Source organism: Lacinutrix sp. MEBiC02404, assembly GCF_053601575.1.
This window is the reverse complement of sequence record NZ_JBSHNV010000108.1, coordinates 112,942-130,105: the sequence shown is the minus strand read 5'-3', so window position 1 is coordinate 130,105 and position 17,164 is coordinate 112,942. Positions and strand designations below refer to the sequence as shown.

Below are 17,164 nucleotides of genomic sequence, written 5' to 3'. Positions count from 1 at the left end.
TGATGTTAAATAGCTAAATTCCTGCGAAGGCAGGAATCTCATAATCGAGATAAACAACCTTTAAATATTAAAAATACTCATTTATAAATGGGTGTTTTTTTTGCTTTTATGGGAGCTATAAAATTTGAAAAAAATCAAGAGATTCCTGCCTTCGCAGGAATGATGAGTCTACCAAACAGAGCAGGAATTTTAACTCCTGTTGATGGATTAGATGAAGGAGAACAAGTTACTATGTTAGTAATGCCTGTGATGTTAAATAGCTAAATTCCTGCGAAGGCAGGAATCTCATAATCGAGATAAACAACCTTTAAATATTAAAAATACTCATTTATAAATGGGTATTTTTTTTGCTTTTATGGGAGCTATAAAATTTGAAAAAAATCAAGAGATTCCTGCCTTCGCAGGAATGATGAGTCTACCAAACAGAGCAGGAATTTTAACTCCTGTAGATGGATTAGATGAAGGGGAACAAGTTACTATGTTAGTAATGCCTGTGATGTTGAATAGCTAAATTCCTGCCTTCGCAGGAATCTCATAATCGAGATAAACAACCTTTAAATATTAAAAATACTCATTTATAAATGGGTATTTTTTTTGCTTTTATGGGAGCTATAAAATTTAAAAAAAATCAAGAGATTCCTGCCTTCGTAGGAATGATGAGTCTACCAAACAGAGCTGGAATTTTAACTCCTGTAGATGGATTAGATGAAGGGGAACAAGTTACTATGTTAGTAATGCCTGTGATGTTGAATAGCTAAATAGTTACATTTTATCTTCTTTAAAATAATAAAAAAGCAATTCTCCGGAATTGCTTTTTTTTGTATCTCAAATTATTTTTCGGTTACTATTTTAATATTGTACTCTTTTTATTACTTTTACGCGTATCAATACCCTCAAAATGATTCCCTTAAATCTGGTTATTGAAATTAAATAATTAATCTAACAAAAATGAAAAGTAGAATATCTTTATTCTTCCTGGTAACACTTTGCGTTACGCAATTCTCTTGTAACAACAAGAACAATGCTTTAATTGGCGAATGGTTACGCCATGATTTTAAAGCCAATTCGGAATACAAATTAACCTTTGAGGAAAACCATACCGGATACATAGTAGATCAAAAAAATACAGAACAAGGTGTTATTTCGAATATTGTTTCTATCGATTGGAAAGTAGACAAGGATATATTAACCATATCTCAAGATAATAAGGACATCACCACTACTTTTGAGTTTGCTTCTAATGGAGATTTACTATTAGCCGATTTTTCCGCATTCAATTTTATTAAGCAATAAGGACTTAGACAACCATTTTATAAAATAAACAACGCAACCTTTTCAGGTTGCGTTGTTCTTTATCTAAGTAATTAACTAACTAATAAAATTAAAAGATAAAGGTCTTTATTTTGATGTTTTATTTTTTTCTATGTTTGTTTTCTCCTGTATTAAGCTTCCGTAAATAATGCTTATTACTAGACCTAAAATCATTCCTATGATTATTCCGTAACTAACCCAAGTAGGAACATCGTTCTTTAAACTTCCTATAACTGCTCCCGTAGTTACTCCAAAAGAAGAACCTAATGCGATTCCTAGTCCAATATATTTTGTGAATTTACTATCCTTTTTCATACGCCTAACTAATAAAATTAAAAGATAAAGGATAGGTTGGTGTTTCTCCATTACTTGCTTTAATAGCATTTACAATAGGAAATACTATAGCGATGATTCCTAAAACTAGAAAACCTAAAAGTCCAAGACCAAATAAAAGAATTAATGGTACACATATAATACAGTACACAATTAAGCTCAACTGAAAATTAATAATGTTTTTACCATGTGCATCCATTTGTTGCACTTTATCTTTTTGGGTAACCCAAAGTATAAGTGGTACGATTAAACTACCAAAACCAATAACCAAAGTTACTAGTTGACTTAAATGTGCAATTACTAAAAGTTGTTTATCTGTTCTCATGATGATTGATTTATTGATGAATACTTATAGGACGCACAAAACAGTAAAATGTTACACATAACAAAGAGCAAAGGTATTTAATGCGGTAATTTATCTTTTACAATTCCGTATAAAAAAGTACCAACCGTTGCAGAAGCTAAAACAATTAATATGGGTAAATACCCTGCACCTACCAGCACAAAAATAGGTCCCGGACATGCTCCTGCTAAAGCCCAACCAAGTCCGAAAATGATTCCACCAATCATGTACCTAGAAAATGATTTTTCTTTAGGAAGAATTACAATAGGATTACCATCTATAGATTTTATTTTATACCGTTTAATTACTTGAACAAATACAATTCCGAAAGCTAATGCTGTTCCTATTATTCCGTACATGTGGAAAGATTGAAACTGAAACATTTCGTAAATACGAAACCAGGAAGCAGCTTCCGATTTGTACATAATTATTCCGAAGAAAAAACCAACAAGGATATATAAAATGCTTTTCATTTTTAAAATATTAGAGGGAATAACAAATGAACCATAACCAAACCTCCAATAAAGAAGCCGATAACAGCAATTAAAGACGGAAGTTGTAAATTGCTTAAACCCGAAATGGCATGACCAGAAGTACAACCTCCTGCGTAACGAGCACCAAAACCAATAAGTAATCCGCCAACAATTAAAATAAGTATTGTTTTTATATCGCTTAAAGCGGAAATAGAAAATAACTCCGCAGGCAAGTATCCATTATTTGTTGCGATATTTATACTTTCTAAAGATACTTTTGTTGCTTCACTTATCGCTGGCATTTCTCCATTGGATAAATAGTGCGAAGCCACAAAACCACCAAGCATCGCTCCTACTACAACGAGTAAATTCCATTTGTCTGATTTCCAATCAAACTGAAAAAAAGAACTTACTTTTCCTGCACCACATGCTGCACAAAAGGTTCTTAAGTTGGAAGACATACCAAACTTTTTCCCCATTAATAATAGAACCAGCATCGTGCATGCTATTAAAAAACCGGAGATATACCAAGGCCAAGGTTGAAAGAAAAATTCCATAAAATAAATTTCAACAAAAATACATGCTATAAACTACTTTATGGAAATTATATGTACTAAAAATTAGTTAATCTATTTTATACCGCAACTTGCTCCTTCTTTTCGAATCCCTAATTTCTGCAAAATAGTTTCTAACAAACACCATTTTGTAAATGCGGATTGGATTAAATTCACACCTATAAAAACGGTAAACCACATCCAATTCGGACTCACATAAACAGATAGTATGACACTCAACAATACCATTACACCAACAATTACTCTAAAATATGTATTTAACATTTTGATTTATTTTTTAAATTTATATAGACTTTTCAATAGGAATAACAACCGCTTTCAATGGATTATTGGTTTCAAGATTTGTATTGAATTCCTTAATTAATTGGAATAATGTATCAATGTTTTCATCTTCGGTAAAAGAAAAAAACATGCTCGATTCGTTTCCTCCTTTTTCTACAGAAAACCAATTGGAAGCCATTAATAATGACGGTTCGCTTTTGTAACCATCAATATCTGAACTACTAAAATTTTCAATATTTGCTTTTTTGAATAATTTCAAAACCTCTTTTTGAAATTCTTCGACTGCTGTAACTATGACTAATTTCATAATTTTTAGTTTTTTGTTTCCCGTAGATTTCGCAAATTCACGCAGATTTTCACTATTCTTTTCTGCGGAAATCAGAGAAATCTGCGGGACAATTATTACTTGTAATTCTTCTTCTCTATCATATAATAAACCAATGGCACAACTAACAACGTTAACACAGTAGAAACAATAGTTCCTCCCATTAATGAGATAGCCAATCCTTGAAAAATAGGGTCAAATAAAATAACAAATGCGCCAATAACAACCGTTCCTGCAGTTAATAAAATGGGCGTTGTTCGCACTGCTCCTGCTTCTATACATGCTTGTTTTAAAGGAATACCTTCCGTAGTTCTAAGGTTGATAAAGTCAATTAGCAAGACAGAATTTCGTACCATAATTCCTGCTAAAGCAATCATTCCAATAAAGGAAGTTGCAGTGAAAAACGCTCCCATAATCCAGTGCCCTAGAATAATTCCGATTAAGGATAACGGTATGGCAACCATCATTACAATTGGCGCTTTAAAATTTTGAAACCATCCTACAATTAAGATATAAATCAAGATAATAGCTCCTAAAAAGGCAATCCCTAAATCTCTAAATACTTCTAAGGTAATTTGCCATTCGCCATCCCATTTTACAGTATAATTATCTTCAAAATCTGGTTGCCCCAAATACATTTCATTTAATTCAAAGCCTTTTGGCAACGGAATTTCTTTTAACTTTTCTTCCATTCCTAGAATAGCATACGCAGGACTTTCTAATGCTCCGGCCATATCTGCCATGACATAAACCACTCGTTTTTGATTTTTACGAGAAATACTTTTAGCAGCTATGGTTTGTTTAATATCCACCAAATCTGCAATAGGAACCATATTGCCTTGTTTCGATTTTACTTTTAATTGTGAAATATCTGAAATAGTGGATTTTTCCTTTTCATCTAAAGCCAATACTAAACCGACTTGATGTACCGCATTTTCATCATATAAATTCGTGATAGGTCTGTTCGACAATGCCATATTCATGGTGTATGCTATTTGTTGTGGAGCCACACCATACAGCATTGCTTTTTCTTTATCAATATCGAATTGATATTCCGTTTGATCTGCTTCTACCATCCAATCGATATCCACTACATCTTCTGTATTTTTTAAGATATCCTGAACACTATTGGCTATTCTAATTTGCTCGTTATAATCTGGCCCATAAACTTCAGCAACAATAGTGGACATTACTGGTGGTCCTGGTGGTACTTCGACTAATTTTATATTCGCATTATATTTTGCTGCTATCTTCTGAATGTCTGGACGCATTAATTTTGCAATCCCATGACTTTGAATATCACGTTCTCCTTTATCAATTAAATTCACTTGAATATCTGCCATATTAGATCCGCCACGTAAATCATAATGACGTACCAAACCGTTAAAAGTAATTGGCGCAGATGTACCTACATAATTTTGATAATTCACCACTTCTGGTCTTGTAGATAAATACTGTGATACTTCTTGAGCTACAACTCCTGTACGTTCTAAGGTGGTACCTTCTGGCATATCAATGACTACCTGAAATTCATTTTTATTGTCAAAAGGCAACATTTTAACCGCTACCGATTTGGTAAAAAACAATACCATAGTTACCATTAACACCAAAAATGTTCCTCCTAAAAACAACCAACGTTTTGCCTTACTTTCTAACAACGGACGCTCAAACCTATTATAGACTTTATAAATAAGCGTGTCTTCAACTGCTTTCTGTGGTTTTTCGACCGCGCCTTTCTTATCTTTTTCTCTTAAAAAAATATAACCTAAATAAGGTGTAATTGTTAAGGCTACAAACAACGATAAGATCATTGCTATTGAAGCTCCAATTGGCATTGGCGCCATATAAGGCCCCATTAAACCAGAAACAAAAGCCATAGGTAATACCGAAGCAATTACTGTAAATGTTGCTAAAATAGTAGGATTTCCAACCTCATTAATCGCATATAGAGCAGCATCTTTAAAAGGCAAGCGTTTCATTTTAAAATGCCTATGCATATTTTCGGCAATAATAATCGAGTCATCCACCACAATTCCAGTTACAAATACTAAAGCAAATAATGTAATTCGATTCAGAGTATAATCCATCATATAATAACTCAACAACGTTAATGCAAAGGTAATAGGAACCGATAAAAACACCACCAATCCACCACGCCAACCCATCGCTAACATTACCACAAGTGTTACTGCAAAGATAGAACCGATAAGGTGCCACAACAATTCGGATACTTTATGCGATGCTGTTTCCCCATAGTTTCTAGTAATCTCTACATGTACATCATCCGGAATTAAAGTGCTACGTAAATGCGCTACTTTATCTATAATGATTTCCGAAAGCTTCATGGCATCAGCGCCTTTTCGTTTTGCAACAGAAATGGTAACCGCTGGGTATTCCGATTTATAATCCAAAGATTTTTCTCCTCCTTTTCCAAATCCTAAACTCACATAATTCTGTGGTACTTCTGGTCCATCCAAAATTTTAGCAACTTGCTTTAAGTAGATTGGCTGATTTTGCTGCACGCCAACCACCAAATTCTCCACATCGGTAACCGATTCTAAAAACTTTCCAGTATTCACAAGGAATTCCGTATCATTTTTATCAAAACTACCGGAACTTAATTGGCTATTATTCGCTGTAATCATTTCAGAAACAGACAAGAAATCCAATCCACTAGCCGCCAATTTATCTTTATCTAAAACCACGCGTAATTGACGATTTCTACCACCAATTTTATGGGTTGTCGAAACATCGTTTACCTTTTTAATTTCTGCTTCCAATTCTTGCGCCATTTGACTCAATTGGTAATCGTCATAATTTTCACTCCATAAAGTTAAACCTAACATGGGCACATCATCAATAGCACGTGTTTTTACTAATGGAAACGTTACACCTTGTGGCATTTCGTCCATGTGCTTGTTGATCTCGTTGTATAATTTTACAAACGAACGCTCAATATCTTCGCCAACATAAAATTGCACGATGACCATTCCTTGCTCTTTCATCGAGGTAGAATACACATATTCTACACCTTTGATATTCGAAATTAATTGCTCTAATGGCTTTATCACTCGAGATTCTACTTCCGTAGGACTTGCTCCTGGATATCCAACAAAAATATCTGCCATTGGCACATCAATTTGTGGCTCTTCCTCCCGCGGAATTAAAAATGAACTATACACACCAACTACCATAAATACAATCATTAACAACACGGTTAACTTCGATTGCATAAAGACTTTGGCAATTTTTCCTGCGATACCTTCTTTCATAATTATTACTTTTTTTAGCTACCTCAAAGGAGGTAATCTTTATATTTTGGGCGTTTTAACAGGCTATCCACTATATCTTTTTACTTGTTCTCGATACAAATTTGCTTGGGCAAATGCACTCGAACTGACGTAAAAAGGATGTCGTTTCTATCCTTAACGCGATACATCGTGATACTCCTTTTATTTAATACCTACAAGGTTTTAGAAACCTCGCAGGACAACTATTTAGTTTCTTTCCGTACTGGTTTCCTTCCCTTTGGGAAGGACTGAGGATGAGATAATTTTAGCACCATTGTAAAGTTTTCCTTCTGCAGAAATAATATATGCTTCGTCTGCATTTAAACCGGATAACACTTCTATTTGATTCCCGTAAGTTCTACCTAAACGCAACCAACGTAACATGGCAGTATTGCTTTGGCTTGCGGTATACACTCCCGATAATTGTCCGTTAGTAATTATTGCATCCTTCGGAATTAAAACCATTGTGGATTTCGCTTTTCTTTCCACGGGAAATTGAACGGTTGTAAACATTCCGGATAAGATTTTAGCATCTGTTTTCTCTAATTCTATTTTCACTAAATATTGTCCGCCAGTATTTTTAGCAGAAGTACTTACCTCTGTAACTTCTCCTTTCATAGTTTGGTTTATCGATTTCACCAACACATCTACGGTCGTTCCTTTTTTAATTTCAGAAATCTCAGATTCCGGAACCATAGCCATCACTTCAAAATTTCCTGGAGTTTCCATACTTATTAAAGGCACTCCTGGATTTGCCATATTACCGGCCTCCACGTTTTTACTAGTTACCGTTCCACTAAAAGGAGCAGTAATATTGCTGTAGGCAAATTGTGCGTTAATTTCGTTTTTCATTTGGTTTGCTGCTTCTACTCGCGCTTTTGCCATTTCAAAATTAGCAGTCATATCATCCATTTCTTTTTGCGATGCACTTTGATCTGCAAACAAATTCTTAAAACGACTATAATCTTTTTGAGCATTATTTAAAGCAACAGTAGCTTCGGTGATTCCCGCATTTACTTGTGCTCTTTTAGCTTGTAAATCGCTATTATTTATAGAAACTAATAACTGGCCCTTTTGTACTTTATCACCAACATTAACGTGCACCTTATTGACATAACCCATCATTCTAGTACTTAAATCCGCACTGTTTGAAGCTTGAATTTTTCCGCTAACAGATAAGAATGGACTGTTTCCATTTGCTTCCACCTGACTCGTTTTTACGCTAATTGCTGGCGAATTATCTACAACTGGTTTTTGGTCTTCGCTACCACAACTTGCGACTAATAGCGTTACAGAAAGCACTAGGATTGTATATGTTTTTTTCATCATTATTCTTTTTTATTTAAGACACTTCGACTTCGCTCAGTGTGACAGTTTTTAGTCCTGTAAACTCAAGAAAATCAATCTTGATTCTTGGTTCTATTGTCTTGTTTCTCTTTTATTCTTTGGTTAAAAATTGTAAGTATGCTTGTGCATAATTGTATTCAAAAATGGTTTGGTAATACTCTAATTGCTTTTGTGCATATTTTGTTTCGGCAATTAACAAATCGGATGTTTTTTCTAAACCTTCTTTAAACCTATTGGTTCTAATTCGTAAAGATTCTTCCGATTGTTCTAATGCTAAAGTGGTTAGTTTTAATTTATTTTCGGCATCCAAAAAAGCGCGTTTCGCTTTGTTTAATTCTAAATTACTTTTAGATACATATTGTTGGTATTCTAACTTCGATTGTTCAAATTGGGACTTACTTTTTTTCGCTTTTCCAAAACGTTTCGAACCTTGAAAAATATCCCAACTTAATTGTGCTCCAAATAAATACCCATTGGCATCCCCCTGAAAAATTTGATCATCGTATAACTCATAACTTCCAAAAGCATTCAGTCTTGGCAAAAACGCCATTCGGTCTGCTTTATTCATAGCTTCGTAAGCATTTGAAGATAATTGCATTGCTTTAATATCCGATCGGTTTTCGGAAACCTTTTTATCTTCAATAGTAAAAGCAGTAACAGTCAATTCATCTGTTGGTAGGTACACCACGTAAGTTTCATCATTAATTAAAAAGGACAAATAATTGGAAGCATTTTGCACATTACTCTTAGCGGTTTGTAATTGATTTTGAACTTCCGTCACTCGTACTTCTACATTTAACACATCTGCACGTTGCAAATAGCCTTGTTTAAAACTATCGTCTGCTAATTTATTATTGACATTTGCAGCATCTAATGCTTTTTCTAAAACAACAACTGCTTTATATGCCAATTGTAATTGCATGTATGCTTTTTCTACTTCAAACACTAAATAATCTTGCGTACGCTCCGTTTTTAAAGACATCGCTTCCATTTTAGTCTTTGCAGCTTTGCGCTGGTAAACGCCATCTAAATTAATTAGCGGTTGCTGAATTTCGAACTTGGTAGCATAGTTTTCAATCTGCGAAGGATTGTTTAATAACGCTGGATTAAAATCGTTAGCCGTTAAAATTTCTTGATTTAATTTAGATCCAAAAGCCATTAACGGATTTGTAGTTGCAATTCCCGTATGACTTGCTGTAATGTTTGGTAAAAACACAGCGTTGGTCTGACTATAATCTGCTTTAGCTTGTTTAAATTCTTCTTCAGAAATTTTTATACTTGTGTTATTTTCAGACACTTTAGATAAAACTTCCGTTTTTGTAATAGCTACTACTTCTTGTGCTTTTACAGTCACGCTGAAAACAAAAAGTAATGCAGATATATAAATATTTTTTTTCATTCCTTATTAATTTACAGTACAAAAATACTTCAGGAATATACTTTAGTCAGTAACATAGGTTACTTAAGAAAAGTAATTTGAATTAAGGCACCATTAATTGTTCTAAATTAAAACAAACAAAAAGGGCATACACTGATAATTATCATATAAAACACTGGCCAATAATTAATTAAGCACACATAAAATAATGAAAAACACACGTATAAGTACCGTTTTATTAACCAAGTAAAAAAGGAACTTTAAAATAAAGTATTAGTATAATTATATTGGTATCCCTTACTTTTGCATGCTATATGGATTCATTAACGCAAATAGTATTAGGAGCAGCTGTAGGAGAAGCTGTTTTAGGAAAGAAAGTTGGAAACAAAGCAATGCTTTATGGAGCTATTGCTGGTACTATACCGGACTTTGATGTCTTTGCTTCCTTTTTTACAGATACCGTTTCTGCACTTTCCATACATCGCGGATTTACACATTCCATTGTGTTTTCTGTACTTTTTGCTCCCATTTTTGGGTGGATTGTTTCTCGATATGAGACCTATAAGAACTTTAAAAATTGGTCTTGGTTATTCTTCTGGTCCTTTGTCACGCATCCAATTTTAGACGCACATACCACTTGGGGAACACAACTCTTTTGGCCTTTTGATCTACGATTAGCATTCAAGACTATATTTGTTATTGATCCCTTATATACAGTGCCTTTTTTAGTGTTTTTAATTCTTGCCATGCGACAAAAAAGAACCTCTAAAAAGCGTCGTTTGTATAATAAAATTGGGTTAATAGTAAGTTCTTCTTATTTACTACTTACCTTCTTTTTAAAAGGCATGGCATTTACTCAATTTGAAGCGGCTTTAAAAAACCAGAACATAGCCTATTTACAAATAGACACGAGACCTTCTCCTTTAAATACGATACTTTGGAGTGCCAATGTAGAAACGGAAGACGCCTATTTATTAGCTAATTATTCCTTTTTGGATACGAAACCGATCACTTTTGAAAGCTATCCTAAAAATCACGCGCTTTTAGGGAATCTAGTGACAAACGAAAAAGTGCAACGTATGATATCTATTTCCAAAGGATGGTATACTATTTCTAAAAAAGATGAGAGTCTTTATTTTAATGATTTACGATTTGGATTGTTAAGTGTAACGCCAAAATCGGACAACTTTGTTTTTAAATATAGTCTAGATGTAGATGCTTCTGGGAAAGTTACATTTACGGAAGAACCTAAAAATAATCGCGATGGAAAAAAACTGCTAACAGAATTATGGCAACGATTAAAAGGAAATTAATTTCAACAAAACAATTAACTATTAACATCTTTCAATTTTGGAATTAGAAGTCTTTCAAATTTTGAATATCTTGTAAACTAAACTTATAAATTTATGGACATTACTGCTGCTTATACCGATCTATATCAAATTACCATGGCACAAGTCTACTTTGTTACGAAACCAAACGGTAAAGCTGTATTTGATTATTATTATCGTCGTAATCCTTTTGATAATGGGTATGCCATATTTGCCGGATTAGAAGATGTATTAGATATTTTAGAATCATTAAAATTTTCAGATTCCGATATCTCATACTTAAAACAAAAGGGATTTGAAAACGAGTTTTTAGACTACTTGAAAAATTTTAGTTTTAAAGGGAGTATTCGGTCCAGCAAAGAAGGTGATCTTGTTTTTCCTAACCGCCCTATTTTACAAGTAGAAGCCAATATTATTGAAGCACAAATCATAGAAACACTTTTACTTAATATTCTTAATTTTCAAACCCTAATAGCAACCAAGGCAAGCAGAATACGATACAGTGCTAAAGATGCTATATTATTAGATATGGGTTTACGTCGCGCACATGCTACTGGTGGCTATTATGCGTCTAGAGCGGCTGCAATTGGTGGTTTTGACAGTACTAGTAATGTGAAAGCAGCAGAAGACTACAATATTCCATCTACAGGTACAATGGCGCACGCTTTTATTCAGAGCTATGATAATGAATTAGAAGCTTTTCGCGATTTTGCACAAGTACGACCTAAAAACTGTGTGCTGTTAATAGACACGTATAACACTTTAAAACTAGGACTTCCAAATGCCATTATAGTAGCAAAAGAAATGGAAGAAAGAGGAGAGCAATTGTTTGGAATACGTTTGGATAGCGGCGATTTAGCCTATTTATCTAAAAAAGCCAGAGCGGTTTTAGATGCTGCGGACTTGGATTATGTAAAAATTGTTGTTTCCAATCAGTTAGACGAATTTGTTATAAAAAGTTTAAAAGAACAAAACGCACCTATTGATGTTTTTGGTGTTGGAACCAATCTAGTTACCGGAAGACCAGATGCTGCATTAGATGGTGTTTATAAATTATCGGAATACAATGGTGCTCCACGAATTAAACTATCTGAAAACATTATAAAAGTATCGTTGCCTTTTAAAAAGCAAGTATACCGAATGATAGATGCCGATGGTATGTTTTATGGTGCAGATGCGGTGGCTATTTTTTCTGAAGGTGAAATAGACCAAATGGAACATCCTTTTGATATTACGAAACAAATAGATATTAGTACCCTTAAAAAAGAACCTTTATTAGAATTAGTCATGGAGCATGGTAAACGTGTGGCACCGGTTAGAACAGTTACAGAAATTGCACAATATTCGCAATCCCGTTTAGCACAACTCCCTAATGAATATAAGCGTTTTCAGAATCCGCATACCTATAAAATCGGACTTAGTAGCCAACTTAAAAAAGAACGAAATAATCTTATTAACCAACATAAAAGCTAAATATGAAAACACTTTTAGTGATTGATGCACAAAATGATTTTATGCCTGGCGGATCCCTTGCTGTTCCTAATGGTAATAAAATTATACCGATAATAAATAGCATACAAGATAGATTTGATTGGATAGTAGCAACGCAAGATTGGCATCCTAAAGAACATTCTAGCTTTGCTATAAATCAGGACGGGAAATCTAATTTTGAGACCATAGAATGGCGTGGACAAATGCAAACCTTATGGCCAGAACATTGTATACAAGGCAGCGAAGGTGCTAAATTGCATTCGGAATTAGACACTACAAAATACGAAGCTATTTTTAGAAAAGGAACCGATAAAAACGTGGATAGTTATAGTGCCTTTTATGACAACAATCACTTAAAGCCAACCGGATTAACTGGTTATTTAAAAGAAAAAGGAACAACCCAACTATATTTTTGTGGTCTTGCTTCAGATATTTGTGTTTACTTTTCTATTTGTGATGGTATTAAGGAAGGTTTTGACTGCTTCTTTATTGAAGATGCTTCAAAAGCATTAAATACAGGAGAATTTGAAAACATTAAAAAACAGATGATAGCAATGGGTGTGCATATTATAACATCAGCGTCTTTATAGAACAAAGAAACCACTGCATCAACTAACCTTTCTCGTGCCTCCATGTCCGCCAGCAACAACTAACATTATTTTTATACTTAAATAAATAAATTTAAAAAACTGAATAATAGGATTCATCATTTTAAATCTTTGATATTTTGAAATTCTTTGTGTCATGATTTCTATTTTTTACTGCTTACTAAATACTGCGAATGCATACTTGTTTTATTCTGGAATCAACCACCAAAAAGGTTTCATTTTAGCTTTATATATAAAGGCATAATGCAAAGCTAGTTTCAACCAATGCCCTGCTAAACCAATTTCCCCAAAGGTTTTCCCTAATTGCCGACCTTGAGTTTTTGGATATTTTTCATAATCTGGAACAATTGGAAACGTTGTAATACTTACGCCACTTCCGGATGTCATACCGTAACCAGCAGAAGCAATACAAGCTGCTCCCATATTTCCCATAGATCCTTTATGATTTAGCGATTCATTTCCACTTTTTATAGAATCGATAATATTATCTGCAACTAATTTTGCGGTAATACCAGAAGGCATTCCTGTTCTTGGTGGTGCAGGAGAAATAACAGTCCCATTTTTACTAGTTCTTGGTCTAGAAATAGCATGAGGAGGTGCAAATGCAATTCCTGGCGCAAAAATATTTTTGTAACTTGGATTCTGATACGTTTCTGGCCAATCTTTAACAGACCATTCTTCATATGGTTTTGGTGTATAATCTGCGTCGACAATCATAAATCCTTTAAACAACTTCTCTGTAATGTCCTTTTCATTTTTATCATACGCTTTAAAACCATGACCAGAAAATGAAGGAATTAACATTGCAAAATCATAGGATTCTGTTTTATATTCCCCTTCTAAATTTTCGTAATGTGCTAAACCATCTTCAATTTTATTGACTCCTGCTCCAAGTATCCATTTTATATCTCTGTCTTCAAAAATCATTTCTACCATTTCACTAGATTTCATAGTCATACTGCCATAACTCAACAACATACCATCCATACCGAAATCGCCTAATTTATGTTCATTTGCAATCCAAGTAACTTCTGCCATATCGCGAACATTATGCCTGCACAATTCTTTTTCCACATTCAATATATATTCAAAAGCAGCACCTTGGCAGGTAGATTTTGCATGTCCTGTTCCAATTAAAATTTTGGCTTTTTTACCAGCTTTCATTTCTTGAATCAAGGTGTTTAATCCTTCCCAAGCATGGTCTGCATGTGTATAGGTACAAACAGAATACGCTTTATTTTTACCAGGAATTAAACCTTCGGTTGCTTCAAAATTTAATTTCGGACCAGTAGCATTAATTAAATAATCATAGGTTATTTTTTCTTGTTGTCCTTTATTATTTCCGGCAACATATTCCGATAAAACATAAGGTTTCTCTTCGGTTTTATCTCCTTCAGGAAAAAACGAAATGGCTTTGGCTTGTTTATAACCAATACCCTTCTTTTTATATAAAGGTTCTAATGGGAAATAGATTTTTTCCGATTTCATTCTACCAATTCCAACCCAAATATTAGAAGGAACCCATTGGTAATTACTGTTAGGTGAAACAACCACAACTTCATGTTTTTTCGGCAGTTTTCTACGTAAATGAGTTGCTGCAACGTGACCAGAAATTCCTGCTCCTAGAATTACAATTTTAGCCATATTATATATATTTTTAATAAAGGTAATTCTCTTTTTAAAATTGTACAGTAACTTAGGTTACAGAAGGATTAATAATACACAATTTTTTCACTTCCGTTAAAACACGCTGCATTCTTAAATCTGATAATCCTATATTTTTCATTTTCTCTGTTGCATTAATTAGTTCCTTTACTAAAATAACATCCAATTCAATTAGCTGATGCTTTTCTTTTTTATTTAATGTTGTTAATGCAGTCACAGGATATAAAGCCAAGGAATCTATATTTGCTTTTAATCCATTATTTTTTGGATAATCCCAACTTAACAAAGTTAAACCAACACATTTCGCATAATTAATGGCATCTTCTGTAAATCTGGTATTGGTTACCAACCAACCTTGTTTTAAATGTGTTTTATTGTCTGAATTAGAATTCCATTGCTCTTGAATATCTAAAAATCTAGAATTAATATATAAGGGAACTTTAACGTTACTTGTAGCTTTAGCATCGGAATGAAACTTACATTCAATAGCATATACATTTCCATCTTTTTCTGCCAATACGTCCATTTCATGAGTCACGCAAGCACCATTTAAAATGACACTTACTTTAGTTTTATATCCTTTTTCTTTTAATAACGCACCAACCAATCTCTCAAAAGGAAAACCTGTTGGCCCTAAATCGAAAATAGCACGTTTTAAGCTGTAACGAGAAGCAGACACTTTGTTTTGTTCTTTTAATAAGGAGAAGGCTTTTTTATAGATTTCATTGGAAGACATACCATCATAGATATCTGGTTGCATTCTTTTCACTATAGTTTCAACTAATTCTTTAGATGCTTTAGCTGATTGAAGGGATTGTCTTAATTTTTCGAATGAAAAAAGTTCGATCTCATCATTACTCTTTTTAATATAAATTTGTTTTTCCATGATACTTAAACGTTTTAAAATCTTAGAATTTCTGTCATAATTCCAAATCGAATAATTGATAATTGATGCTCAAAATATATATTGTAATAATCCATTCCGTGATAAAACTGAACAAACAAACCTATATCTTCTAAAAACTTTGGATGGTAATAAAAGGTAAGACTTGCATTGCATCTATCTAAATCAAAAACATCCAAGTCTTTATAATTATCAAGCATAAATGTTGTTTCCACTTTTAAAGAAAAATTAGCTCTATTGTTCTTCGATATTTTAAGAGGAAACTTAAACGATGTAAATGCATTATGCCATCTTAAACCACTATACTTACCTTGTAACTCATCAAGCATCCAACTTTTCGGATGAATTTCCATTGCACTTTTTAAAGTTTTTATTGCTTTAAGCTTGTTACTATATGCCGTTTTAAGAAAGCCAAATTCAACAAAATTAGTAGCAAAATTTCCTGTTTGTAAGTTGATTGCGTCCTCTTCGTTGTAAAAGTTACCATCTTGTCCGTTAGAATGATGTGCTATTTTTCCGAAGAAAACCAAATAGCTAAGTGCTTCTTTTTTGTTAGCTAGGTAATAAAGGGAAATCTGAGGAATGTAACTTGGTGTACGAACAGGATACGAATCTTCTTTATACATCCTAATGGTAATTTGCGGTGTTAACACTGCCATTAGTTTAGAATCCTTTCGTTTTCTAATAACAAATGACGGATTTAGATTTGCTTCAAACATTAAAGATTCTATATTTCCAATATCTGTTGGGAATGTGATATAACTATCTGTTTGATTGATTAATGCTATTTTGTACAAATCGAGATGTGGTATTGTATCCACATCTTTTTGCGAAAAAACAACATGTGATGAACACAAACACATAAACAAGATGTACACTTTCATTTTTATAACATGTTTACTTTAATATTGTCTTTTTATTCTTTATCCTTTGTGCCACTAACTATTCTTGAAATAATTCCTTTTTGGTTCGTAAATTCTGCAATTAATACTCCTGTTAAATGGATGACTATAAATGCTATCAAATAGTAAATACCAAGTACGTGGATTTCTTCCATTGGTTTTTTTAATTCTTTTGGTCCTAATTCTATAATTAATCCTGTAACAAGTGAAACAATGACACATACATAAAAAAGGATATAGGTCCATTTCTGAATTTTCGTTTTTGTAGTTAGTTTTGTTTCAAAAGGATTTTGAAACTTCATTTGCCCGAATGCAGGAAGTATTAAACGAATACTAAATAATCCTACCAATACATAACCAATGTAAATATGCCAATCCCACATGGGTTGTCTTATTTTTTTTGCTAATGTAATGAGCTGGTCTTCCGTTAAATTCTGCCCTGTATTACTCAAATAATCTTGAATAATAGCTGCAACGTTATACTTATTCATCCATGTTAACCGCAAAAATATCGTGATTAACAATAGTAAAAATGAAATAGCAATTCCCCAATGAATAATTCGATATACTTTAGAATACTTTGTATTTTCCATAATATTAATTTTT

At 33.2% G+C, this 17,164-nt stretch carries 20 protein-coding genes; 7 read left to right on the top strand and 13 right to left on the bottom strand.

Features of this window, described 5'->3' with window-relative positions:
- The first annotated feature begins 87 nt into the window (after positions 1-87).
- From ACVCXO_RS01685 to ACVCXO_RS01670, 4 genes are all read left to right on the top strand, one after another.
- Positions 88-264, top strand: coding sequence for a hypothetical protein (locus ACVCXO_RS01685; RefSeq protein WP_452227871.1), 177 nt, complete (start codon positions 88-90; stop codon positions 262-264).
- Positions 265-334: 70 nt separating this feature from the next.
- On the top strand, positions 335-511 hold the full coding sequence (locus tag ACVCXO_RS01680; protein WP_452227868.1) for a hypothetical protein: 177 nt from the start codon (positions 335-337) through the stop codon (positions 509-511).
- 70 nt (positions 512-581) lie between these two features.
- Positions 582-758: a hypothetical protein gene (locus tag ACVCXO_RS01675; RefSeq protein WP_452227870.1), complete on the top strand. Its 177-nt coding sequence runs from the start codon at positions 582-584 to the stop codon at positions 756-758.
- Between the two features lie 190 nt (positions 759-948).
- Entirely contained in the window at positions 949-1,293 is a 345-nt protein-coding gene (locus ACVCXO_RS01670) for a hypothetical protein (protein ID WP_452227867.1), read from the top strand.
- 105 nt (positions 1,294-1,398) lie between these two features.
- Here the strand turns inward: ACVCXO_RS01670 and ACVCXO_RS01665 are convergent, their stop codons facing one another.
- The 9 genes from ACVCXO_RS01665 to ACVCXO_RS01625 all read right to left on the bottom strand — a co-directional run bounded on the left by ACVCXO_RS01665 (position 1,399) and on the right by ACVCXO_RS01625 (position 9,678).
- A complete protein-coding gene (locus tag ACVCXO_RS01665) occupies positions 1,399-1,626 on the bottom strand; it encodes a hypothetical protein (protein WP_452227866.1) in 228 nt (75 codons plus the stop codon).
- A 4-nt stretch (positions 1,627-1,630) separates the two neighbouring features.
- Entirely contained in the window at positions 1,631-1,969 is a 339-nt protein-coding gene (locus ACVCXO_RS01660; RefSeq protein ID WP_452227865.1) for a DUF4870 domain-containing protein, read from the bottom strand.
- A 77-nt stretch (positions 1,970-2,046) separates the two neighbouring features.
- Positions 2,047-2,460, bottom strand: coding sequence for a DUF6691 family protein (locus tag ACVCXO_RS01655; RefSeq protein WP_452227864.1), 414 nt, complete (start codon positions 2,458-2,460; stop codon positions 2,047-2,049).
- Positions 2,461-2,462: 2 nt separating this feature from the next.
- Complete coding sequence (locus ACVCXO_RS01650; protein ID WP_452227863.1) at positions 2,463-3,017, bottom strand: YeeE/YedE family protein; 555 nt, start codon at positions 3,015-3,017, stop codon at positions 2,463-2,465.
- A 72-nt stretch (positions 3,018-3,089) separates the two neighbouring features.
- Positions 3,090-3,299, bottom strand: coding sequence for a YgaP family membrane protein (locus tag ACVCXO_RS01645; protein ID WP_452227862.1), 210 nt, complete (start codon positions 3,297-3,299; stop codon positions 3,090-3,092).
- Positions 3,300-3,318: 19 nt separating this feature from the next.
- Positions 3,319-3,624: a hypothetical protein gene (locus ACVCXO_RS01640; protein WP_452227861.1), complete on the bottom strand. Its 306-nt coding sequence runs from the start codon at positions 3,622-3,624 to the stop codon at positions 3,319-3,321.
- Between the two features lie 95 nt (positions 3,625-3,719).
- Entirely contained in the window at positions 3,720-6,914 is a 3,195-nt protein-coding gene (locus ACVCXO_RS01635; RefSeq protein WP_452227860.1) for an efflux RND transporter permease subunit, read from the bottom strand.
- Positions 6,915-7,139: 225 nt separating this feature from the next.
- Positions 7,140-8,258, bottom strand: a complete 1,119-nt coding sequence (locus ACVCXO_RS01630; RefSeq protein ID WP_452227859.1) for an efflux RND transporter periplasmic adaptor subunit — start codon at positions 8,256-8,258, stop codon at positions 7,140-7,142.
- A 112-nt stretch (positions 8,259-8,370) separates the two neighbouring features.
- Positions 8,371-9,678, bottom strand: a complete 1,308-nt coding sequence (locus ACVCXO_RS01625) for a TolC family protein (protein WP_452227858.1) — start codon at positions 9,676-9,678, stop codon at positions 8,371-8,373.
- Between the two features lie 293 nt (positions 9,679-9,971).
- Here ACVCXO_RS01625 and ACVCXO_RS01620 point away from each other — a divergent pair, with 293 nt between their 5' ends.
- From ACVCXO_RS01620 to pncA, 3 genes are all read left to right on the top strand, one after another.
- On the top strand, positions 9,972-10,970 hold the full coding sequence (locus tag ACVCXO_RS01620) for a metal-dependent hydrolase (RefSeq protein ID WP_452227857.1): 999 nt from the start codon (positions 9,972-9,974) through the stop codon (positions 10,968-10,970).
- 93 nt (positions 10,971-11,063) lie between these two features.
- Positions 11,064-12,461: a nicotinate phosphoribosyltransferase gene (locus ACVCXO_RS01615; RefSeq protein ID WP_452227856.1), complete on the top strand. Its 1,398-nt coding sequence runs from the start codon at positions 11,064-11,066 to the stop codon at positions 12,459-12,461.
- A 2-nt stretch (positions 12,462-12,463) separates the two neighbouring features.
- A complete protein-coding gene (gene pncA, locus ACVCXO_RS01610) occupies positions 12,464-13,069 on the top strand; it encodes a bifunctional nicotinamidase/pyrazinamidase (RefSeq protein WP_452227855.1) in 606 nt (201 codons plus the stop codon).
- A gap of 204 nt (positions 13,070-13,273) precedes the next feature.
- On the opposite strand, the gene ACVCXO_RS01605 is transcribed toward pncA, so the two are convergent.
- The 4 genes from ACVCXO_RS01605 to ACVCXO_RS01590 are packed head-to-tail and all read right to left on the bottom strand — an operon-like array spanning position 13,274 to position 17,151.
- A complete protein-coding gene (locus ACVCXO_RS01605) occupies positions 13,274-14,731 on the bottom strand; it encodes an NAD(P)/FAD-dependent oxidoreductase (protein ID WP_452227854.1) in 1,458 nt (485 codons plus the stop codon).
- A 52-nt stretch (positions 14,732-14,783) separates the two neighbouring features.
- Positions 14,784-15,638 carry a restriction endonuclease gene (locus ACVCXO_RS01600; protein WP_452227853.1) on the bottom strand — a complete coding sequence of 285 codons (855 nt, stop codon included), beginning with the start codon at positions 15,636-15,638 and terminating at the stop codon, positions 14,784-14,786.
- A 14-nt stretch (positions 15,639-15,652) separates the two neighbouring features.
- On the bottom strand, positions 15,653-16,540 hold the full coding sequence (locus ACVCXO_RS01595; protein WP_452227852.1) for a hypothetical protein: 888 nt from the start codon (positions 16,538-16,540) through the stop codon (positions 15,653-15,655).
- Between the two features lie 32 nt (positions 16,541-16,572).
- Positions 16,573-17,151, bottom strand: a complete 579-nt coding sequence (locus tag ACVCXO_RS01590; protein WP_452227851.1) for a cytochrome b/b6 domain-containing protein — start codon at positions 17,149-17,151, stop codon at positions 16,573-16,575.
- Positions 17,152-17,164 lie beyond the last annotated feature (13 nt).

What these genes read in the sequence shown, in the direction of transcription:
- ACVCXO_RS01685 (WP_452227871.1), top strand. Translation starts at nt 88, where the DNA reads ATGGGTGTTTTTTTTGCTTTTATGGGAGCTATAAAATTTGAAAAAAAT.
- ACVCXO_RS01680 (WP_452227868.1), top strand. Translation starts at nt 335, where the DNA reads ATGGGTATTTTTTTTGCTTTTATGGGAGCTATAAAATTTGAAAAAAAT.
- ACVCXO_RS01675 (WP_452227870.1), top strand. Translation starts at nt 582, where the DNA reads ATGGGTATTTTTTTTGCTTTTATGGGAGCTATAAAATTTAAAAAAAAT.
- ACVCXO_RS01670 (WP_452227867.1), top strand. Translation starts at nt 949, where the DNA reads ATGAAAAGTAGAATATCTTTATTCTTCCTGGTAACACTTTGCGTTACG.
- ACVCXO_RS01665 (WP_452227866.1), bottom strand. Translation starts at nt 1,626, where the DNA reads ATGAAAAAGGATAGTAAATTCACAAAATATATTGGACTAGGAATCGCA.
- ACVCXO_RS01660 (WP_452227865.1), bottom strand. Translation starts at nt 1,969, where the DNA reads ATGAGAACAGATAAACAACTTTTAGTAATTGCACATTTAAGTCAACTA.
- ACVCXO_RS01655 (WP_452227864.1), bottom strand. Translation starts at nt 2,460, where the DNA reads ATGAAAAGCATTTTATATATCCTTGTTGGTTTTTTCTTCGGAATAATT.
- ACVCXO_RS01650 (WP_452227863.1), bottom strand. Translation starts at nt 3,017, where the DNA reads ATGGAATTTTTCTTTCAACCTTGGCCTTGGTATATCTCCGGTTTTTTA.
- ACVCXO_RS01645 (WP_452227862.1), bottom strand. Translation starts at nt 3,299, where the DNA reads ATGTTAAATACATATTTTAGAGTAATTGTTGGTGTAATGGTATTGTTG.
- ACVCXO_RS01640 (WP_452227861.1), bottom strand. Translation starts at nt 3,624, where the DNA reads ATGAAATTAGTCATAGTTACAGCAGTCGAAGAATTTCAAAAAGAGGTT.
- ACVCXO_RS01635 (WP_452227860.1), bottom strand. Translation starts at nt 6,914, where the DNA reads ATGAAAGAAGGTATCGCAGGAAAAATTGCCAAAGTCTTTATGCAATCG.
- ACVCXO_RS01630 (WP_452227859.1), bottom strand. Translation starts at nt 8,258, where the DNA reads ATGAAAAAAACATATACAATCCTAGTGCTTTCTGTAACGCTATTAGTC.
- ACVCXO_RS01625 (WP_452227858.1), bottom strand. Translation starts at nt 9,678, where the DNA reads ATGAAAAAAAATATTTATATATCTGCATTACTTTTTGTTTTCAGCGTG.
- ACVCXO_RS01620 (WP_452227857.1), top strand. Translation starts at nt 9,972, where the DNA reads ATGGATTCATTAACGCAAATAGTATTAGGAGCAGCTGTAGGAGAAGCT.
- ACVCXO_RS01615 (WP_452227856.1), top strand. Translation starts at nt 11,064, where the DNA reads ATGGACATTACTGCTGCTTATACCGATCTATATCAAATTACCATGGCA.
- pncA (WP_452227855.1), top strand. Translation starts at nt 12,464, where the DNA reads ATGAAAACACTTTTAGTGATTGATGCACAAAATGATTTTATGCCTGGC.
- ACVCXO_RS01605 (WP_452227854.1), bottom strand. Translation starts at nt 14,731, where the DNA reads ATGGCTAAAATTGTAATTCTAGGAGCAGGAATTTCTGGTCACGTTGCA.
- ACVCXO_RS01600 (WP_452227853.1), bottom strand. Translation starts at nt 15,638, where the DNA reads ATGGAAAAACAAATTTATATTAAAAAGAGTAATGATGAGATCGAACTT.
- ACVCXO_RS01595 (WP_452227852.1), bottom strand. Translation starts at nt 16,540, where the DNA reads ATGAAAGTGTACATCTTGTTTATGTGTTTGTGTTCATCACATGTTGTT.
- ACVCXO_RS01590 (WP_452227851.1), bottom strand. Translation starts at nt 17,151, where the DNA reads ATGGAAAATACAAAGTATTCTAAAGTATATCGAATTATTCATTGGGGA.